Annotated in this window: 13 protein-coding genes and 1 pseudogene; 7 read left to right on the forward strand and 7 right to left on the reverse strand. The window is 74.2% G+C overall.

Annotated elements, in window-relative coordinates; all coding sequences use genetic code 11:
* Window positions 1-49 precede the first annotated feature (49 nt).
* The 3 genes from ACIGXJ_RS00985 (at window position 50) to ACIGXJ_RS00995 (ending at window position 4237) form a co-directional block, all read left to right on the forward strand.
* Window positions 50-2416, forward strand: a complete 2367-nt coding sequence (locus ACIGXJ_RS00985; RefSeq protein ID WP_399639804.1) for a PEP/pyruvate-binding domain-containing protein — start codon at window positions 50-52, stop codon at window positions 2414-2416.
* Complete coding sequence (locus tag ACIGXJ_RS00990) at window positions 2413-3339, forward strand: hypothetical protein (protein ID WP_399639806.1); 927 nt, start codon at window positions 2413-2415, stop codon at window positions 3337-3339. Before ACIGXJ_RS00985 ends, ACIGXJ_RS00990 begins: the two co-directional genes overlap by 4 nt.
* 151 nt (window positions 3340-3490) lie before the next feature.
* The gene (locus ACIGXJ_RS00995) at window positions 3491-4237 is read left to right on the forward strand and encodes a dual specificity protein phosphatase family protein (protein WP_399639808.1); all 747 of its coding nucleotides are present in this window, start codon (window positions 3491-3493) and stop codon (window positions 4235-4237) included.
* 181 nt (window positions 4238-4418) lie between these two features.
* On the opposite strand, the gene ACIGXJ_RS01000 is transcribed toward ACIGXJ_RS00995, so the two are convergent.
* Together ACIGXJ_RS01000 and ACIGXJ_RS01005 are read right to left on the reverse strand one after the other, a co-directional pair.
* Window positions 4419-4694 carry a DUF397 domain-containing protein gene (locus ACIGXJ_RS01000; protein WP_399639810.1) on the reverse strand — a complete coding sequence of 92 codons (276 nt, stop codon included), beginning with the start codon at window positions 4692-4694 and terminating at the stop codon, window positions 4419-4421.
* The gene (locus ACIGXJ_RS01005; RefSeq protein WP_399639812.1) at window positions 4695-5555 is read right to left on the reverse strand and encodes a helix-turn-helix transcriptional regulator; all 861 of its coding nucleotides are present in this window, start codon (window positions 5553-5555) and stop codon (window positions 4695-4697) included.
* A 279-nt stretch (window positions 5556-5834) separates the two neighbouring features.
* Between ACIGXJ_RS01005 and ACIGXJ_RS01010 the strand changes: the two are divergent.
* The 3 genes and pseudogenes from ACIGXJ_RS01010 to ACIGXJ_RS01020 form a co-directional block, all read left to right on the forward strand.
* Window positions 5835-6353 (forward strand): annotated as a pseudogene (locus ACIGXJ_RS01010) (ATP-binding protein); the annotation flags it as partial.
* A 395-nt stretch (window positions 6354-6748) separates the two neighbouring features.
* Complete coding sequence (locus tag ACIGXJ_RS01015) at window positions 6749-7192, forward strand: hypothetical protein (protein WP_399639814.1); 444 nt, start codon at window positions 6749-6751, stop codon at window positions 7190-7192.
* 243 nt (window positions 7193-7435) lie between these two features.
* Window positions 7436-9298, forward strand: coding sequence for an ABC transporter ATP-binding protein (locus ACIGXJ_RS01020; RefSeq protein WP_399642117.1), 1863 nt, complete (start codon window positions 7436-7438; stop codon window positions 9296-9298).
* 4 nt (window positions 9299-9302) lie between these two features.
* Here the strand turns inward: ACIGXJ_RS01020 and ACIGXJ_RS01025 are convergent, their stop codons facing one another.
* The 3 genes from ACIGXJ_RS01025 to ACIGXJ_RS01035 all read right to left on the reverse strand — a co-directional run bounded on the left by ACIGXJ_RS01025 (window position 9303) and on the right by ACIGXJ_RS01035 (window position 11988).
* Window positions 9303-9476 carry a hypothetical protein gene (locus tag ACIGXJ_RS01025; protein WP_399639816.1) on the reverse strand — a complete coding sequence of 58 codons (174 nt, stop codon included), beginning with the start codon at window positions 9474-9476 and terminating at the stop codon, window positions 9303-9305.
* Window positions 9477-9857: 381 nt separating this feature from the next.
* Window positions 9858-10547, reverse strand: coding sequence for a DUF899 domain-containing protein (locus ACIGXJ_RS01030; protein WP_399639818.1), 690 nt, complete (start codon window positions 10545-10547; stop codon window positions 9858-9860).
* A gap of 67 nt (window positions 10548-10614) precedes the next feature.
* On the reverse strand, window positions 10615-11988 hold the full coding sequence (locus ACIGXJ_RS01035) for an amidohydrolase (RefSeq protein ID WP_399639820.1): 1374 nt from the start codon (window positions 11986-11988) through the stop codon (window positions 10615-10617).
* Between the two features lie 87 nt (window positions 11989-12075).
* On the opposite strand from ACIGXJ_RS01035, the gene ACIGXJ_RS01040 reads away from it, so the two are divergent.
* Window positions 12076-13029, forward strand: coding sequence for an endonuclease/exonuclease/phosphatase family protein (locus ACIGXJ_RS01040; RefSeq protein WP_399639822.1), 954 nt, complete (start codon window positions 12076-12078; stop codon window positions 13027-13029).
* A gap of 101 nt (window positions 13030-13130) precedes the next feature.
* On the opposite strand, the gene ACIGXJ_RS01045 is transcribed toward ACIGXJ_RS01040, so the two are convergent.
* Complete coding sequence (locus ACIGXJ_RS01045) at window positions 13131-14948, reverse strand: FUSC family protein (RefSeq protein WP_399639824.1); 1818 nt, start codon at window positions 14946-14948, stop codon at window positions 13131-13133.
* A 217-nt stretch (window positions 14949-15165) separates the two neighbouring features.
* Window positions 15166-15951, reverse strand: coding sequence for a nucleotidyltransferase domain-containing protein (locus ACIGXJ_RS01050; protein ID WP_399639827.1), 786 nt, complete (start codon window positions 15949-15951; stop codon window positions 15166-15168).
* Window positions 15952-16049: the final 98 nt, after the last annotated feature.

Consider the following 16049-nt stretch of genomic DNA (forward strand, 5'->3'; position numbering starts at 1 on the left):
CCACCCCAGCGCGTCCCCCCTGTTGGCGGCCGGTACTGGAGGGTGCTCGATGACGACTCTTGTCGAACGGCACGGAGAAGGCGCGTACGAGGGGGAGGGCCCGGGCAGGCGTGCGCCCGGTGCGGCGCCGGAGGCGCACGGTCCCGAGGTCGTCCCGCTGGACCGGCCGGCCGCGGCGGACCCGGGCCTGGCGGGTTCCAAGGCCGCGAACCTCGCCCGCGCCGCCCGTGCCGGGCTGCCCGTCCTTCCCGGTTTCGTGATCCCGGCCGGCGTACCCGACGACTCCCCCGCTCTGCGCGAGGCCTGGCGCGAGCTGTCCGAGGACGGCACACGGCCGCTGGTCGTGCGGTCCTCGTCCGCGCAGGAGGACACCGGCGAGTCCTCCCAGGCGGGCCGCTTCGACTCGGTGCTGGACGTCCGTGGCCTCGACGACTTCCGTACGGCGGTACGGGCCGTGCGGGCCTCGGCGGAGCTGCCCGACGGGACGACGGCGCCCATGGCCGTGCTGGTGCAGCCGATGCTGGCGGCCCGGGTGGGCGGGGTGATGTTCGGGGCCGATCCGGTCGCGGGACGTACCGACCGGATGCTGGTGAGCGCGGTGTCAGGCGGGCCGGACACGCTGGTCAGCGGGGTGCGGACGGGCACGGACCACTGGCTGAGCCCGCGTGGGCGCCTGCTGCGGGCCGACCCGCCGAGCGAGGGCGGCGCGGTGCTCGGCCGTGCCGAGCTGAGCCGGCTCGCGCGGCTGGCCCGGCGCGCGCGGCGGGTGTTCGGCGGGCCGCAGGACATCGAGTTCGGGTTCGACGAGGACGGGCGGCTGTGGCTGTTCCAGAGCCGGCCGATCACGGCGATGGCCGCGCCACCGGCGCGTGGGGCCCGGCTGCTGGGGCCCGGCCCGGTCGCGGAGACCCTGCCCGGGCAGCTGGCACCCCTCGAGGAGGACCTCTGGGTGGCGCCGATGGCCCGCGGCCTCGCCGCCGCGCTCGACATCGGCGGGACGGCGCCGCGCCGGCTGCTGCGTACGGTGCCGGTGGTGACGTCCGTCGGCGGGCGGGCGGCCGCCGATCTGCGGCTGCTCGGCGCGCTGCCGCCGAGGCACCCCTGGCTGGCGCTGCTCAACCCGGCACCCGGCGCGCGTCGGCTGACCGCGGCCTGGCGGGTGGGGCGGCTCACGGCGGCGCTGCCGGGGCTGGCCGTGGACCTCGTCGCCGACATCGACCGGCACCTCACCGAGACACCCCGCCCGGACGAACTGCCCGGATCCTCGCTCGTGTCCACGCTGCGCTGGTCGCGCACCGCCCTGGTCTCCCTGCACGCGCAGGAGAGCCTCGCGGGCGCCCTGCTGCGCGACACGCCCCGGACCACCGCCGCCGGCGCGGCCCTCGCCGTCCTCGCTGACGCCCGCGCCCGCCGTGTACCCGACGACCGGGTGCTCGGCACCGAGCCGGTCGTCCTCGCCCTCACCGCACCGAGCCTGCGAAGCCGGCCGCACCTGCCGCCGGAGCCCGGGACAGCCGGCGCTCGGGCCGGCGTCGTCGACCTCGTACGGCCCCGCCGGGCGCCGGCCGACCGCGCCGCTCCCCCGGCCGCGACCTTCCCCGCCCTGCCGCCCCGCGAGGCCCTGCGTCTGCGGATCAGATGGGTGCAGGAACTCCAGGTGCGGCTCGTACGGGAGGCGGCGTACCGGCTGGAGGTGCGCGGTGCGCTGGACGACCCCGCGCGGGTCGGTCTGCTGCGGTGGGACGAGCTGATCGCGGCGCTGGAGGGCGGTCCGCTCCCCGGTGACCTACGGGAGCGGGTGCCGGGGCCGCTGTCGGCCCCGCTGCCGGACGCCTTCCGGATCGCCGCGGACGGCACGATCGTGGCGGACGGCACGGCCGTCGCCGGGCGGGCGCGGTCCCGCCGGGCCGAGCGCCGCAGCACCGGCCGTTCCCGCGGCGGAGACGGCGACGGAACCGGCGACGGCGGCGGGCGTGGGGTGTCCGGCGGCCGGGCCGTGGGAACGGCGTGGGACGGCACCGGACCGTGCCCCGCCGACGCGGTGCTGGTCGTCCGCACCCTGGATCCGGGGCTCGCCCCGCTGCTGCCCCGGCTGACGGGGCTGGTCGCGCAGACCGGCAGCCCGCTGTCCCACCTCGCCGTGCTGGCCCGTGAGTACGGGCTGCCCGCGGTCGTCGGCGCCGCCGACGCGGTCCGCCGCTTCCCGCCCGGCACCCGGCTGACGCTCGACGGCAGGACCGGCGAGACACGCCCGGACCCGGCGGCCGAGGACGCACCACCGCAGGACGCGCCACCGGAAGACAGGCCACCGGACACGGCAGCGGACACGGCAGGGGACACGGCAGGGGAAGACGCGCCGTCGGACGCCCCCTCGGACACGCCACCGGTCGAGCGCGCTCAGGGAGGCCCCCGATGAGGCGCCTGGCGTACTTCTTCGGGGCCTCGGCCGCCGCGGGCGCGGCGATCTATTTCATCGTGTACCTCTACCGCTGGCAGTGGCAGCGCGCGGTGCTGTGCGGTGTGGTGCTGCTGGTGGTGGAGGTGCTGCTGCTCGGGCTGGTGCTGGTGGGCCGGCTGGGCCGGGTCGAGGAGCGGATGCACGACTACGACCTGCGCCAGCGGGAGTTCACCGAGCGCCAGCGGGACGTCCTGGCCCGGCTGCGCCAGGAGCAGCGGCCCGAGGAGGCGCCCCGGGCGGCTCGGTTCCGGTGGCTGGAGGAGCCGGCCGAGCGGACGTATGTCTTCGTGCCGGTCCTGATGGTCACCGGTGTGCTGCTGTCGGGCATCGCCTGGCTGGTGCAGCGGGTGGCGGTCTCGGCCGCCCGTCCGGCCGAGCGGAAGCTGGCGGGGCGGCTGGCCGTGCTCGCCGCGCCGGACCCGGCGGCCGGCCTCGACCTGGACGACGTACCGCCCCCGGCGGCGCGGCGGACGCGGGCCCGCACGGCGCGCCTGACGGTCACCGGTGTGCTGGGCACGGCGGTGCTGGCCGCGCTGATCGTGGGGCTCGCCGACCTCACCCAGACCCGGCACGACAGCGAGGACGACTCCGCGGCGACGTCGGTCCTGGTCCGTATCGACGTACGGGACGGGAGCATGACACCGGAGCGGCGGGCGCTGGCCGCGCGGCAGCTGTGGGAGGGCTGCCGGGACTCCACGTCCATGGCGCTGCACCGGGCGACGCTGGGCGATCTGGGAGAGGGCCTGTTCGCCGGTGTCGTACGGCCCGCGCTGACCGAGCACGACCGGCTGCGGCTGCGCGGCTGCCTGGAGGACACGGCGCTGGAGCGGGCCCGTCTGACGGTGGTGGGGATGGGCGACACGGAGGCATACGAGAACTGAGGGCGCCGCAGCGTGGCCGGAATGTGTACCAGGCGCGGGGCGCGGTACTCGTTATACCAAATGTGAGATAGGTCATATCCATCTTTAACGGACATATCGGGCCGGGATACGATTTCAGACATCTCCCGTCCCCTAGCCCTTTGGGCCGCCCATGGCTGTCGCCGAAACCCTTTCCCCGCCGCCCGCCCCCGTCAACACCCCAGCCCCCGCCTCAACCCCTGCTCCCCCCCGCCGCCGGCGCAGCGTCAAGCGGCGTGTCGTCCGGGCCCTGGTCGCCGTCGTGATCGGCTATCTGATCCTGTGGGCCGTCGGCTCGCTGAGCATCCTGGTCGCCCACCAGTGGATCAAGTCGGAGACGCCCGCGCCCGCCGGGACGCGTGTGGTCCAGGGCGTGCACAACTTCCAGCCCGTCGACTCCGCAGGGCACCTGTGGCGAGGCGGCGCCCCCTCCCCCACCGGCTACCGAGGCCTCGCCGACATGGGCATCACGACCGTGGTGGACCTGCGCGCCGAGAAACTGAGCGCGGCGCAGCTCGCCGGGCCGGAGAAGGCCGGTCTCGAGGTCGTGCGCATGCCCGTCCGGGACGGGCAGACGCCGACCCCGAACCAGGTCAGGCAGTTCATGGACACGGTGACGTCCTCGGCCGGGCCGGTGTTCGTCCACTGCGGCGCGGGCGTGGGCCGTACCGGCACGATGGCCGCGGCCTACCTGGTGCAGAGCGGCGAGGAGTCGGCCTCGGCGGCCGTACGGCGCAACCTCTCAGTCGGTCCGCCCTCGATCGAGCAGATCTGGTACGGGCTGCACCTGGGCAAGGACAAGGCCGAGCAGCCGCCGGCCGGTGTGGAGGCGCTGAGCCGCCTGGTGGACGCGCCGCGCAGGATCTGGTCGTACCTGTAAGAGACCTGCACGACCTCGCAAGGCGTCAAAGACCTGCACGACCTTGCAAGGCGTCAAGGACAACACCGCGACAGACGGGCAAGACCCTGGACATGCCGGTGCGCGGTCGCCTCGGGAGGGCGGCCGCGCACCGGCGTCCTGCTCTCAGCACACGCTCAAAAACCTTGCCAGGCAACGTCGTTCAGGACAGCAGGAAGTCCGCCTCCCCCGCCTTGGCGCCCTCGATGAAGGCCGTCATCTCGTCGGAGGTGTAGATCAGCGCCGGCCCGTCGGGGTCGGTGGACTGCCGGACGGCGATCCGGCCGTCCGCGAGTTTCATCGCCTCCAGGCAGTTGCCGCCGTTCCCGCCGCTCCACGGCTTGTGCCAGCCCTCGCTGCCCAACTCCCTGGCGGGCATGCCGTTGTAGATCCGCTGCCCGCGGATCCGCGGCGTGGACTGGGGGTCGATGCGATCCATTCACAGCTCCTTGCGGAGATCCCGGAGGATCTCCTTCGTGCGATGTGCCGTGGCGGCCTGCGCCGCCATGCGGTCCATGACCTCGAGATGAGTGGCCACCTCGGTGCGCGCGTCGAGATAGACGGCCCCGGTCAGGTACTCGCTGTAGACCATGTCCGGCAGTTCGGGCACGGCGAATCGGAACAGCACGAAGGGCCCGTACGTGCCGGGGTGCGGCCCCGTGGCGAACGGGACGACCTGCAGCGTGACGTTGGGGAGCTTCGTCGCTTCGAGCAGTCTGTCGATCTGGGCACGCATCACCTCCGGGCCGCCGACCGGGCGGCGCAGTACGGTCTCGTCCATCACGACCCAGAAACGCGGCGCACCCTCCCGGGTGAGCAGCCCCTGGCGTTGCATGCGCAGGGCGACATGCCGCTCGATGTCGTCGGGCCGGGTCTGGCCGACGGCGCCGGAGAGCATCACCCCGCGCGCGTAGTCCTCGGTCTGCAACAGACCGGGGACGAAGTGGGGTTCGTAGCTGCGGATGAGGCTCGCGGCCCCCTCCAGGCTGACGTGCATGGAGAACCAGCCCGGCAGGACGTCGTGGAAGCGCTGCCACCAGCCGGGCCTGTTGGCCTCCTCGGCCAGGTGCACGAACGCCTCTGCCTCGTCGTCGGGGACGCCGTAGGCCTTCAGGAGCAGCTGGAGGTACGGGATCTTGAGCGAGACCTCGGCCATCTCCATCCGGCGCACGGTGGCCGGTGCGACGCGGAGCACGCGGGCGGCCTCCTCGCGCTTGAGCCCCGCCTGTTCCCGCAGGTCCAGCAGGCGCCTGCCGAGGACGAGCTGCCCCACCGTCGGAGCGGACCGCGGCTCGCTCACCCTCCACCTCCACCGAAGAATCCCGACAGCCCTGCGGCGCCATCCGAAGACCCGTTCGAAACCCCGGGACGTCGTCGTCGACGCCCGCCAAAATGGCCTGATCCGCTCACTTCCGAACAGATCAGGCCGGGCCGGACATATCCGGCCAAGGTCTCGGCGATCCCAAGTGGCGCCGCTCGACGTGCTGTTGCGAGCAGTGTGCCACGCCCTTCCACACCGTCACACAGCACTCTGCAATTTTCAGAGTGACACTTGCCAAGTGTTCACGGCGGGGAGATAGTGGCAAGCGTGATTCCGTCCGCGCCCTTAGGAACAGACGCCGCCACGGGCCCTCTCGGCCTCGGCGCCGCCTCGGGAGCCGGTCCCCTCGGGGGCGGGCCCGAGCGCCGGTTCCGTTTCGAGCTGGCCGCACACCCGGGCTCCCCCGCCCAGGCCAGACGACTGGCGCGGGCACGGCTGACCGGGTGGTCGGTGTGCGAGGACACCTGCGACACCGCGGCCCTGGTCATATCCGAGCTGGTCACCAACGCGATCGTGCACACGGCGAGCTCCGTCGTGGTCTGCGAGCTCCAGGACGGCGACGAGCTGCTGCGCATAGCCGTGCGCGACGAGGGCTGCGCGCCCACCGAACCCCACCCCTGCGCCCAGCGCACGGAGGAGGAGCAGGGGCGGGGACTGCTTCTCGTGGAGGCCCTCTGTCGCTCCTGGGGCGCCCAGGAGCACGGCACCGGGCTGCTCGTCTGGGCGGACCTGCCGCGCCAAGCACAACCCGCCGACCCGTTCGGCGACTTGGACTGGACCGACGCCGAGCCCTGCGGGGGCCTTGCCGGGGCCGATGTCGCCGGACCCTACGGCAGCCTCGACCGGACCGCTCTCACCGAGCCCTACGACGGCCTCGACCGGGTCGCTCTCACCGAGTCCTACGACGGCCTCGGCCGGGCCCACATCGTCGAGCCCCGCGGCGAGCTGGAGCGTGCCGGCACCACCAGTTCCCGCGGCGAGCTGGACCGCGGCGGCACCGCCGAGCCCCGCGCCGAGCTGGACCGCGCCCGCATCGCCGAGCCCCGCGGCGACCTCGGCTGGGGCGCGCCTCCCAAGCCCGGCCCCGCTCCCGGCGGTCCCGGCCCCGACGGCCCCGACCCCCGCGAGGACGAAGAGGCCGCCGAGCCGTACGACGCCGCGCGGAGGGGCCAGTGAGTGCCGCCCCGGGCGCCGGTCAGCTGCTCAGCCTCGACACGCTGGTCCGCCTCGGCCGCAGCGCCCACCTCGGGCACACGTCCCGGCAGCTGTCCGTCCCCGCGGGCATGACCGCCCCGCTCGGCTGCGACGCGGTCGCCACACCCGCCCGGCTGGGCCCGCAGCTGATGCCGCGCCTGCCCCGGGTGGGCTGCGTCTACGCCGACGAGGCGCGCTGGTGGTGGCTGCTCCCCTCCGACTCCGACTACGCCCTCGACTGGCCCGCCCCCGCGCACTACGCCCGCGGCGCCCTCGTCCCCGAGGCCCTCACGGCCGGCCGGCCGCGCCTGATCCACCGCCCCGAGGGCACCCTCCCGTACACCCCGCCGATCCCCCTCTATCTCGCGCTGTGCCGCCTGACGGGGACGACACCGGCCTGGTCCCGGCCCGTCAGCGCATAGGCCCTTCGGCCCTCCACGCCCCCGCCCCCACCGCCGTACGCGAACGAAGCGGGCGCACGCCCGCGCATCCCCGCCGAGCGGCTCTGCGCCCTGCCACCACGGCGACGGCGCCGCGATAGTGGCCCTCCGGCCACGATCACGCGGAGGTCACCGGTGGGGAAGGCGCGGCGGAAACACCAGGTGGGGCACGAGGAGGTGTCCGAGTCGGAGCGGCTGCTGTTCGGCGGTCCGCTGCGCTACGACATGGGCTGGAACCAGCACGCGGACGCCTTCCTGGAGCTGAGTTTCCGGGCCATGATCACCCGGCTGCCCGCCCTGCTCGGCTCCAGCCTGGCCCTGGCCTGGCAGGCCGACCGCCGAGCCGCGCGGATCGTGCTGGGCGCCGAGGCGGGCCGGGGCCTCGCCCAGGCGGTGGGCCTGCTCGCGGTGAACGGCGTGCTGGCCCGGCTGATGGCGGGCGGCCCGATCGAGGACAGGCTGGGTGACGCCGTGCCCGCGCTGGCCGTCATGGCCGTAGTGCTGCTGCTCGGCGCGCTGCTGCGGGCCGCGTCGACGTACGCCACCGGCCGGCTGGAGCCGAAGGTGGAGCGGCTGGCGACCGAGCGGTACCTGGAGCGGGCGGCGGCCGTGGAGCTGGCCGCGATCGAGGACCACGCCTTCCACAAGCTGCTGGACACGGCCCAGTACGGCGCCTCCGCGTCCCGCCGCATGATCGGGCACGCGACCCGGCTCGTGAACGCGATGATCTCGCTGATCGCGGCGGCCGGCGTGCTGACCGTGCTGCACCCGGCCCTGCTGCCGCTGCTGGTCACGATGACCCTCCCGAGCGCCTGGGGCGCGCTGACCAACGCCCGCCGCCGCTACGAGTCCTTCCACGCCTGGGTGCAGCACGCGCGGGCGGGCTACCTGCTGCAGGGCCTGCTGACCGAGCCGGCCGCGGCCCCGGAGATCCGGCTGCACGGCGTGGGCCCGTTCCTGCTGCGGCACTTCCGCTCGATGTCGGAGACCGCGGAGGCCGAGCAGGCCCGCCTCGCGCGCCTCGCCGCCCGTACGGGGCTGATCGCGGCGGCGTGGACGGGCCTGGCGACCGTCGCGACGTACGCCACGCTGGGCGGACTGCTGCTGGCCGGCGCGATGGCGCTGTCGGTGGCGGGCACGGCGGTGATCGCGATCCGCACCGGCTCGGGCAGCCTGGACAGCCTGGTCCTGGAGGTGAACCAGCTGCACGAGGAGGCGCTGTTCGTGGGCGACCTCCAGCGGCTGTACCGGGAGGCGGGCGAGCGGGCGATCCCGGTCGGCGGGACCGCGCTGCCTCAGGAGCCGAAGGAGATCAGGTTCGAGCACGTCACCTTCGGCTACCCGGGGGACGCGACCCGTCCGGCCCTCGACGACGTCAGCCTCACCCTCCCCATGGGCCGGATCATCGCGCTCGTCGGGGAGAACGGCTCGGGCAAGACGACCCTGGTCAAGCTGCTCGCCGGGCTGTACATGCCGGACGCGGGCAAGATCCTCTGGGACGGCGTGGACGCGGCGGGCGCCGACCGCCGGCAGCTCGCGGAGCGCATCGCGATGGTCGCGCAGGACTTCAAGCGCTGGCCGTTCACCGCGAAGGTCAACGTCGGTATCGGGCGCCCCGCCGCGCCCCTGACCGAGGAGCGGCTGTCGGCGGCGGTCGCCCAGGCGGGCGCCGAGGACGTGGTCGCGGACCTGCCGCACGGCCTGGACACCCTGCTGGCCCGCAACTTCAGCGGCGGGCACGAGCTCTCGGGCGGCCAGTGGCAGCGCCTGGGCATCGCGCGGGCCGCCTACCGGCAGGGCGGCATCCTGATCGTCGACGAGCCGACCGCCGCGCTGGACGCGCGGGCCGAACTGGAGGTGTTCGACAAGATCCGGGCACTGGCCGGAACGGGCCAGACGGTCGTCCTGATCACGCACCGCCTGGCGTCCGTACGCCACGCCGACGTGGTGCACGTCCTGGAGGAGGGCCGGCTCGTGGAGTCCGGGACCCCGGACGAGCTGCTGGCCTCCGGCGGTGTCTACGCGGAGCTGTACGGCCTGCAGGCCGAGCAGTTCAGCACGCGGCTGCCCGCACCGAAGGCGGGCTGATCGCTCAGTCCGTGCCGTCGCCGCGGACGATCACCAGGAACGTGTCCGTGGCGAGGTCCATCACGACCTCGGCGGGCAGCCCCTCCATGCGGCGGGCCTGCGCGAACTCCTCGGCGGGCCAGGATCCACGGGGCCCGCCTGCGGGAAAGCGCTCGAGCACCTTTCGCCCGTTCACCATCCTGCACCTCCACAAAGCGTCGAACTGATACGAGTTAACGCCTGTGAAAGGGGAAAGGGCCCGTTCAGTGACGGGACTGAGACATAGTTGACACTCGTTCACCGCCGAATGTGAGCCGGAACTCGCGAACGTCCGGATCTCGGTCACCGCTCGCGCCCGCGGCCGTACGTTCCGTGTCATTCCTTGTCGGTGCCCTTGTTTCGGACCTCGCCAGTCTCCGCAGCCCTCGCCAGGCCTCGCCGTCCTCGCCAGGCCTCGCAGTCCTCGCCAGGCCTCGCAGTCCTCGCCAGACCTCGCAGTCCTCGCCAGACCTCGCAGTCCTCGCCAGACCTCGCAGTCCTCGTCAGACCTCGCAGTCCTCGTCAGACCTCGCAGTCCTCGTCAGTCCTCGTACTCGTCGTGGTACCGGATCCTCTCGCTCCCCGCGGGCGCCCCGAAGACCGACGCGCGCCCCTTCGGCTCCTCCCATTCCTCCTGGCGGCCCAGCGCGGTCAGGTCGAGCAGGCTGGTCGTCGAGCCGAGGCCGTCCAGGCCGCGCTCGAAGGCCGAGTAGGTGTGGAACACCCGGTCGGCGTCCCGTAGGAAGCAGCTGATCCCGGGCCGCTCCACCAGCTCCCCGTCCCGCTCCAGGGTCACCTCGAAGTCCTGGTTGAAGTCGCTCTCGTACGACGAGTACCAGGGCAGGGTCCACCCCATCCGCGCCTTGAACGGCAGGATCCGGGTGTACGGCGCCCGGGACACCGCCGCGAAGGAGGTGTTGCGGGCATGCAGATGGGCGAGATGCCCGATCTGGTCCAGGAACGCGGAGCAGCTGCGGCAGCCGGCCTCCCAGTCCGGCCCGAACATGAAGTGATACAGGACGAGTTGGTCCCGCCCCTCGAAGAGGTCGAGGAGGGTGGCCTTGCCGTCGCCGCCCACGAAGACGTACTCCTCGTCCACCTCGACCATGGGCAGTCTGCGCCGGTCGGCGTTCAGCACGTCCCGCGCGCGTGTCACCGCCTTCTCCTTGAGCAGCAGTTCCTCGCGCCGCGCGCGCCACTGAGCCCGCGAGACGATCTCCGGAAGCGACATGGCCCCTCCTGTGCAACGGTCCCGTTCGGGGTGGTGACCGGGGGGAGGGGCGGAACTCATCGCTCGCTCACAAGATTTTTCCGGGTTTCCAGGCGTCGTACTCCTGGATGCGTGTGCCGTGCCCCCGGTCGACGAGGGCGGGCAGTCGTGCGCTCAGCTCCCCCACGACGGCGGGGACGTCGACCGTCAGCAGCTCGCGGTCGCGCATCAGGACGCGGCCGTCCACGATCGTGGTGGTCACGTCGGCCGCGCGGGCGCTGTGCACCAGGGTGGCGGCGAGGTCGTGGACGGGCTGGGTGTGCGGTCCGGTGAGGTCGACGAGGACGATGTCGGCGCGCAGACCGGGTGCGATACGGCCCACCCGGTCGCCGAGTCCGACGGCCCGGGCGCTCTGCACCGTGGCGTGGTGCAGGGCCTGACGGGCGGTCAGCCAGCGCGGGTCGCCCTCGGTGGACTTCTGGACGAGCGCGGTGAGCGCCATGGACTCCCACACGTCGAGTGAGTTGTTGGAGGCGGCGCCGTCCGTGGCGAGGCCGACGGGGATGCCGAGGGCGCGCAGCGCGCGGACGGGCGTGGTGGTGGGCCAGGCGAACTTCAGATAGCCCCGGGGCGCGCTCGCGACGGCGATCCGGCCGCATGCCCGCTCCAGGACGGGCAGGTCGCGGTCCAGGATGCCCGTGCCGTGGGCGATGAGCAGATCGGTGCCGAGGAGGCCGGTGCGCTCCAGCACCTCGATGGGCGTGACACCGTGCCGGGCCAGACTCGCTTCCGCCTGGTCCCGGTTCTCGGCGGCGTGCAGATGCACGGGCAGGCCGTGCTCGTGGGCGAGGGCGGTGGTGGCGGCGAGGTCGTCGTCGGTGACGGTGTAGGGGGCGTGCGGGGCGAGCGTGGTGGTGATCCGGCCGCCCGCGCCGCCGCGGTGCCGCAGCGCGAACTCCAGTGAGACCTGGCGTCCTTCGGGCCCCTGGGAGGAGAAGTACGCCTGACCGAGGTGGGCGCGCATCCCGCACTCGTCGACGACGTCGGCGACCGCGTCCATCGCGAAGTAGTGGTCGGCGAAGCAGGTCACGCCGCCGCGGATCATCTCGGCGCAGGCCAGCCGGGCGCCGAGCGCCACGTCCCGCTCGGTGAGGTTGACCTCCACCGGCCAGACGACGTCGTTGAACCACTCCTCGGTCGGCAGGTCCTCGGCGAGCCCGCGCAGGGCGACCATCGGGGCGTGTGTGTGGCAGTTGACCAGGCCGGGCATGGCCACCTGGCCGCGCGCGTCGATGCGCTCGGCGGCGGGGGTGCGGGTGGTCGCGGCGGCGGTCGTGACGGAGGCGATGACCCCGTCCCGTACGACGACGGCGGCGTCCTCCTGGAATCCGATCCGCTCTTGATCGTCGTGCACGAGCACGGTGCATCCGGTGATGATGAGGTCGGCGGGAGTCTGGCTCACCACGCCAACGTACGCGCGGCGGGCGGAACGTTTGGGCGTTCTCGCCGGTGCACGCCGGGCCGTGTGGCTCTACGGAAGGAGCCGGCATTGCTCCTGGGCACCTGGAACCTGGAGAACCTCTACCGGCCGGGTGGGCCGTTCGGGCCCGAGGACAAGCCGTCCTACGAGACGAAGCTCGCCGCGCTGGCCGCGGTGATCACGGAGCTGGACCCGGCGCTGCTCGGTGTGCAGGAGGTCGGGGAGCCCGCGGCGTTTGCCGACCTGGTCGCGACGGTGGGCGGCGACTGGCACACCGTACTGTCGAAGCACCCGGACCCCCGCGGCATCCGAGTGGGCGTCCTCAGCCGTACGCCGCTCAGGGTGCTGGCCGACACGAAGGCGTTCTCGGCGCGGCTGCGGCCGGTGCAGGGGGACGACAGGGGTGCCACGGCGGGCACGGCGGGGCGTGGTCTGCTGGCGGTGGAGACGGACGGGGACGCGGGGACGCTGCGGGTGGCGGTGGCGCACCTGAAGTCGGGCCTGCTGACGTATCCGAACGGTCGTTTCCGTCCGCGCGACGAGGGTGAGCGGGCCCGTTTCGCCGCCTACGCCCTCTTCCGCCGGGCCGCCGAGGCGGCGGCGCTGCGCGAGCTGGCGGGGAAGCTGCTGGCGGGCGACGGCCGGGTGAGGGACGTGGCGGTGCTGGGCGACCTCAACGACGGCGAGGAGGCCGTGACCACCCGGATGCTGCTCGGGCCGCCCGGCTCCGAGCCGACCACGGCGGGCTTCGACCGTCCCGACCGGCACGACGGGGAGCGGCTGTGGAGCGTGGCCGGGCACATTCCCGCCGACGAGCGCTTCTCCCGCGTCCGGGCCGGCCGCCGCGAGCTGATCGACCACGTCCTGCTCAGCCGTCGCCTGATCCGCCGCGTGACAGCCGCGGGCACCGGCCTCCCTGCCGCGGGCCCGCCGCGGCTGCCGTCGGTGGGCGAGGACCCGACCCGCCGACGGGGCGCACCGGGGTCGGACCACGCGCCGGTGTGGGTCCGGGTGGACGACTGAGGGCCGGGCGCCATCGTGCCGCGGGGTGAACGACTGAGGACCGGGGCCGTCCTGCTGCCGGGCTGGACCACTGAGGCCCGGGCCATGACCCGTGTGGTCCGCTACCCGGCCGCCGCGTGCTCGGTGAGGCGTCCTGCTGCCGGGTGGGCCGTGAGCCGGTCCAGCAGGTCGGTGAGGCGGCGGGTGTGGCGTGGAGTCAGCCGGCCGGTGTCGTCGAGGTGGACCGCGCAGGCGGTGGCGGTGTCGACGAGCCGCTCCAGCAGCGCGGCGACCTCGTCCGCGCCGTGGGCGTGCCGGGCGAGCGCGGGCAGCTCGGCGGCGGCCAGGGCGATGGCGGTGCGGGCCTCGGCGAGGGTGCGGTAGGCCTCGCGGCGCAGGATCCAGCGCCGGGCGCGGTCGTCGGAGCCGCCGAGGACGTGCGCGAGGTAGCGCTCGGCCGCCCGGGCCGCCACGGCGAGCCGCCCCCGTACCCCGCCGCCCCGCTCCCCCGGCACCGGCAGATGCCCCACGACGAGCACGATCGCGCAGGCCAGGAGCGTCTCTCCGATCCGCCCCGCGGAGGCCTGCGGTTCGCCCCCGACCATCACCAGCGCGAGCACCAGCACGGTCACTACGGCGGTCTGCGCGGCGAAGTGCCGGGTGGCGACGGGAATGAGCGCCCCGCACACGGCGACGAGGGCGACGAGCCCGGCGGGCCTCGGCAGTACGGCGACGACACCGGCGAAGGCCAGCGCCCCGAGCACGGTCCCCGCCGCCCGGCACAGCACCCGGGAGACCAGTGGTCCGAGATCGGGCTTGACGAGGAACACGGCGGTCGCGGGCAGCCAGTACCAGTGCGGATGCGCCCCGTACCACTGGGCGTGGTGCAGCCACTGCGCCACGCCGGCACTGACCCCGAACGACAGCCCGACCCGGAACCCGTACTCGCGCCCGACCGGCCCGAACGCCGTCCGCAGCAGCTCCCGGGGGCCGCGCCGACGGGTGTGGAGATCCCCGCCGTCCCCCTGGTCGAAGGCCTCGGCGGCGGCGAGGAGGGCGTCGTCGAGAGCGCGCAGCGCGGGCGCGGAGCGGCTGGGGGCGGGCAGCGGGCCGGTGTGGGTGGTGGCGCCGCGTACGGCGGCGGCGAGCCGCCTGGGCCCGGCGGAGGCGCGTGGCGTGAGCTTGCGCCCGGTCCAGGCGAGCGCTGTGGCGGCCTCGGCGAGCGGCAGGGCGGCGGCGTACCGGGCGTGCAGCCGCCGCTCGGCCGCGGAGGCGGCGTACCGGCGCAGCCGTGGCCCGGCGAGGGCGTCCTGGGCCTGGTCCAGCGCGTCGGTCAGCGCGGCACGGCGGCCGGCGGCCTCGGGGGTGCCCACGGCCTCCAGCAGGTCGGCCGTGGCGTCGTACACCCGGGCGACGGCCGCCCGCTCGCCGTCGAAGCGGAAGTCGCCGGCGAGCGATCCGGGCGTCGGCAGCGCGAGCCGCAGCACCAGCAGCCACCCGGCCCCGGCGCCGAAGGCGACCGCCCCCAGCCAGCCTGGCTCGCCGAGCGGCATCCCGGCCCCCACCGCCGCGGCCACCAGCACCTGCGTACCGGCGGAGGACGCCACCGGCCCCACGGCACTGACGCACCCGGCGAGCAGTCCGAGCACGAGCAGCACCAGGCTGAGCACGACGACGCCCGAGCACTGCCCGGCGTACGTCCCCGCGGCCAGCCCCGCCGCCCCCGCGAGCGCGGGCATCCCCAGCCGCCACACCGCCGAACGCCGGCTCCCCGGCCGGTCGTTGATCCCGGCCAGCATCGCCCCGATCGCGGCCACCACCCCCAGCGAGGTCCGCCCGCCCAGCACGGCGACCGACAGCAGCGGCCCCGCCGCCAGGGCCCCCCGCGCCACGGCACTCCAGGGCACGGGCTCACGCCGCACACGCAGGGTATGGGCCATCCAAGGCGGAAGTACGGGTGCTGCGACGCGCGACACGGGGCTCCTGTCCGGACGAGGGCGGGGTGCGCCTTCGGGCGACGGTGGCCGAGGTGGGTGTGTCTCCAGCGTAGATCCCGTTCTTGGCGGGAAAAGTACGCTCGTATTTCCGGTGTGTGACGGGTGGCCGGGACGGCGGGTTGATCGGTGAGCACCCGCACCAGGCGCGCTTCCTTCTCGCCTAGACGTCTGCCACCGGTTCCCGGGCTGCGTTCTCGAAGAGCTCCTGGGCCTGGCTGATCGCCTGCTCCAGGATGTCCGGGTCCGGTCCTGCGGAGAGCGACGCGAGGACGCCGTCCACGGTTCGCAGTCCCGCCCGCTCCGACAACCGCTTCTCGTTGGTCACCCACACCCCCCGCGCCGCCAGCACGCCGTGCGCGGTCTGCGCGGCAGCCACGGCGATGGCGCCGGCGACCTCGGTGAGGCGGCCGGCGGGGGCGTGGTTGGCCTTCGCGTACGCCAGGGTGGCGCGGGCGGTGCCGTGCCAGCGTTCGGGGGCGCAGGCTCGCAGCTTCTCGGGGTACGTCGCGGGCCTGGGCAGGTCCCCTCGCAGCACCTGGTTGATCGCGAGCTCGGCCACGACCAGATAGCTCGGGATCCCGGCCAGATGGAACAGCAGCGGCTCCACCCGGAACCGCCCCTCTTCCGCCTCCGCCAGCTCGTGCTCGACGACGTCCAGGTCCCGGTAGTGCACATCGACGCGCCGTCCGTCGATCGTCAGCCAGGCGCCGCCGTTGAAGACTCCGCCGCCCCAGCCGCCCACGTCGGAGACCTCGCCCTCCCAGCCGAGGGCGCGCAGGTCGTCGGGGTCGAAAGGACCGCGGTAGTAGACGGACATGTCCCAGTCGCTGTCGGGGCGATGGGTGCCCTGGGCGCGCGAGCCGCCGAGGGCGACGGCCCGGACGGTGGGGAGGGCGGCGAGACGGTCGGCCGTCGCGTCCAGGAAGGAGATGTCGGCGGATGACATGCGGGCAGCCTAGGAAGCCGTGTCGACCGCCTCCACCTATTTCGCGCCTGGTCGTGGTCCGGTTCCGCGCCGGATGACGTCATCGGCGCCGCCTGAGG

Origin of the sequence: Streptomyces sp. NPDC053367 (assembly GCF_044545925.1) — a bacterium.
GTDB lineage: Bacteria > Actinomycetota > Actinomycetes > Streptomycetales > Streptomycetaceae > Streptomyces.

What these genes read in the sequence shown, in the direction of transcription:
- ACIGXJ_RS00995 (WP_399639808.1), top strand. Translation starts at nt 3,491, where the DNA reads ATGGCTGTCGCCGAAACCCTTTCCCCGCCGCCCGCCCCCGTCAACACC.
- ACIGXJ_RS01045 (WP_399639824.1), bottom strand. Translation starts at nt 14,948, where the DNA reads ATGGCCCATACCCTGCGTGTGCGGCGTGAGCCCGTGCCCTGGAGTGCC.
- ACIGXJ_RS01025 (WP_399639816.1), bottom strand. Translation starts at nt 9,476, where the DNA reads ATGGTGAACGGGCGAAAGGTGCTCGAGCGCTTTCCCGCAGGCGGGCCC.
- ACIGXJ_RS00985 (WP_399639804.1), top strand. Translation starts at nt 50, where the DNA reads ATGACGACTCTTGTCGAACGGCACGGAGAAGGCGCGTACGAGGGGGAG.
- ACIGXJ_RS01020 (WP_399642117.1), top strand. Translation starts at nt 7,436, where the DNA reads ATGGGCTGGAACCAGCACGCGGACGCCTTCCTGGAGCTGAGTTTCCGG.
- ACIGXJ_RS01050 (WP_399639827.1), bottom strand. Translation starts at nt 15,951, where the DNA reads ATGTCATCCGCCGACATCTCCTTCCTGGACGCGACGGCCGACCGTCTC.
- ACIGXJ_RS01000 (WP_399639810.1), bottom strand. Translation starts at nt 4,694, where the DNA reads ATGGATCGCATCGACCCCCAGTCCACGCCGCGGATCCGCGGGCAGCGG.
- ACIGXJ_RS01030 (WP_399639818.1), bottom strand. Translation starts at nt 10,547, where the DNA reads ATGTCGCTTCCGGAGATCGTCTCGCGGGCTCAGTGGCGCGCGCGGCGC.
- ACIGXJ_RS00990 (WP_399639806.1), top strand. Translation starts at nt 2,413, where the DNA reads ATGAGGCGCCTGGCGTACTTCTTCGGGGCCTCGGCCGCCGCGGGCGCG.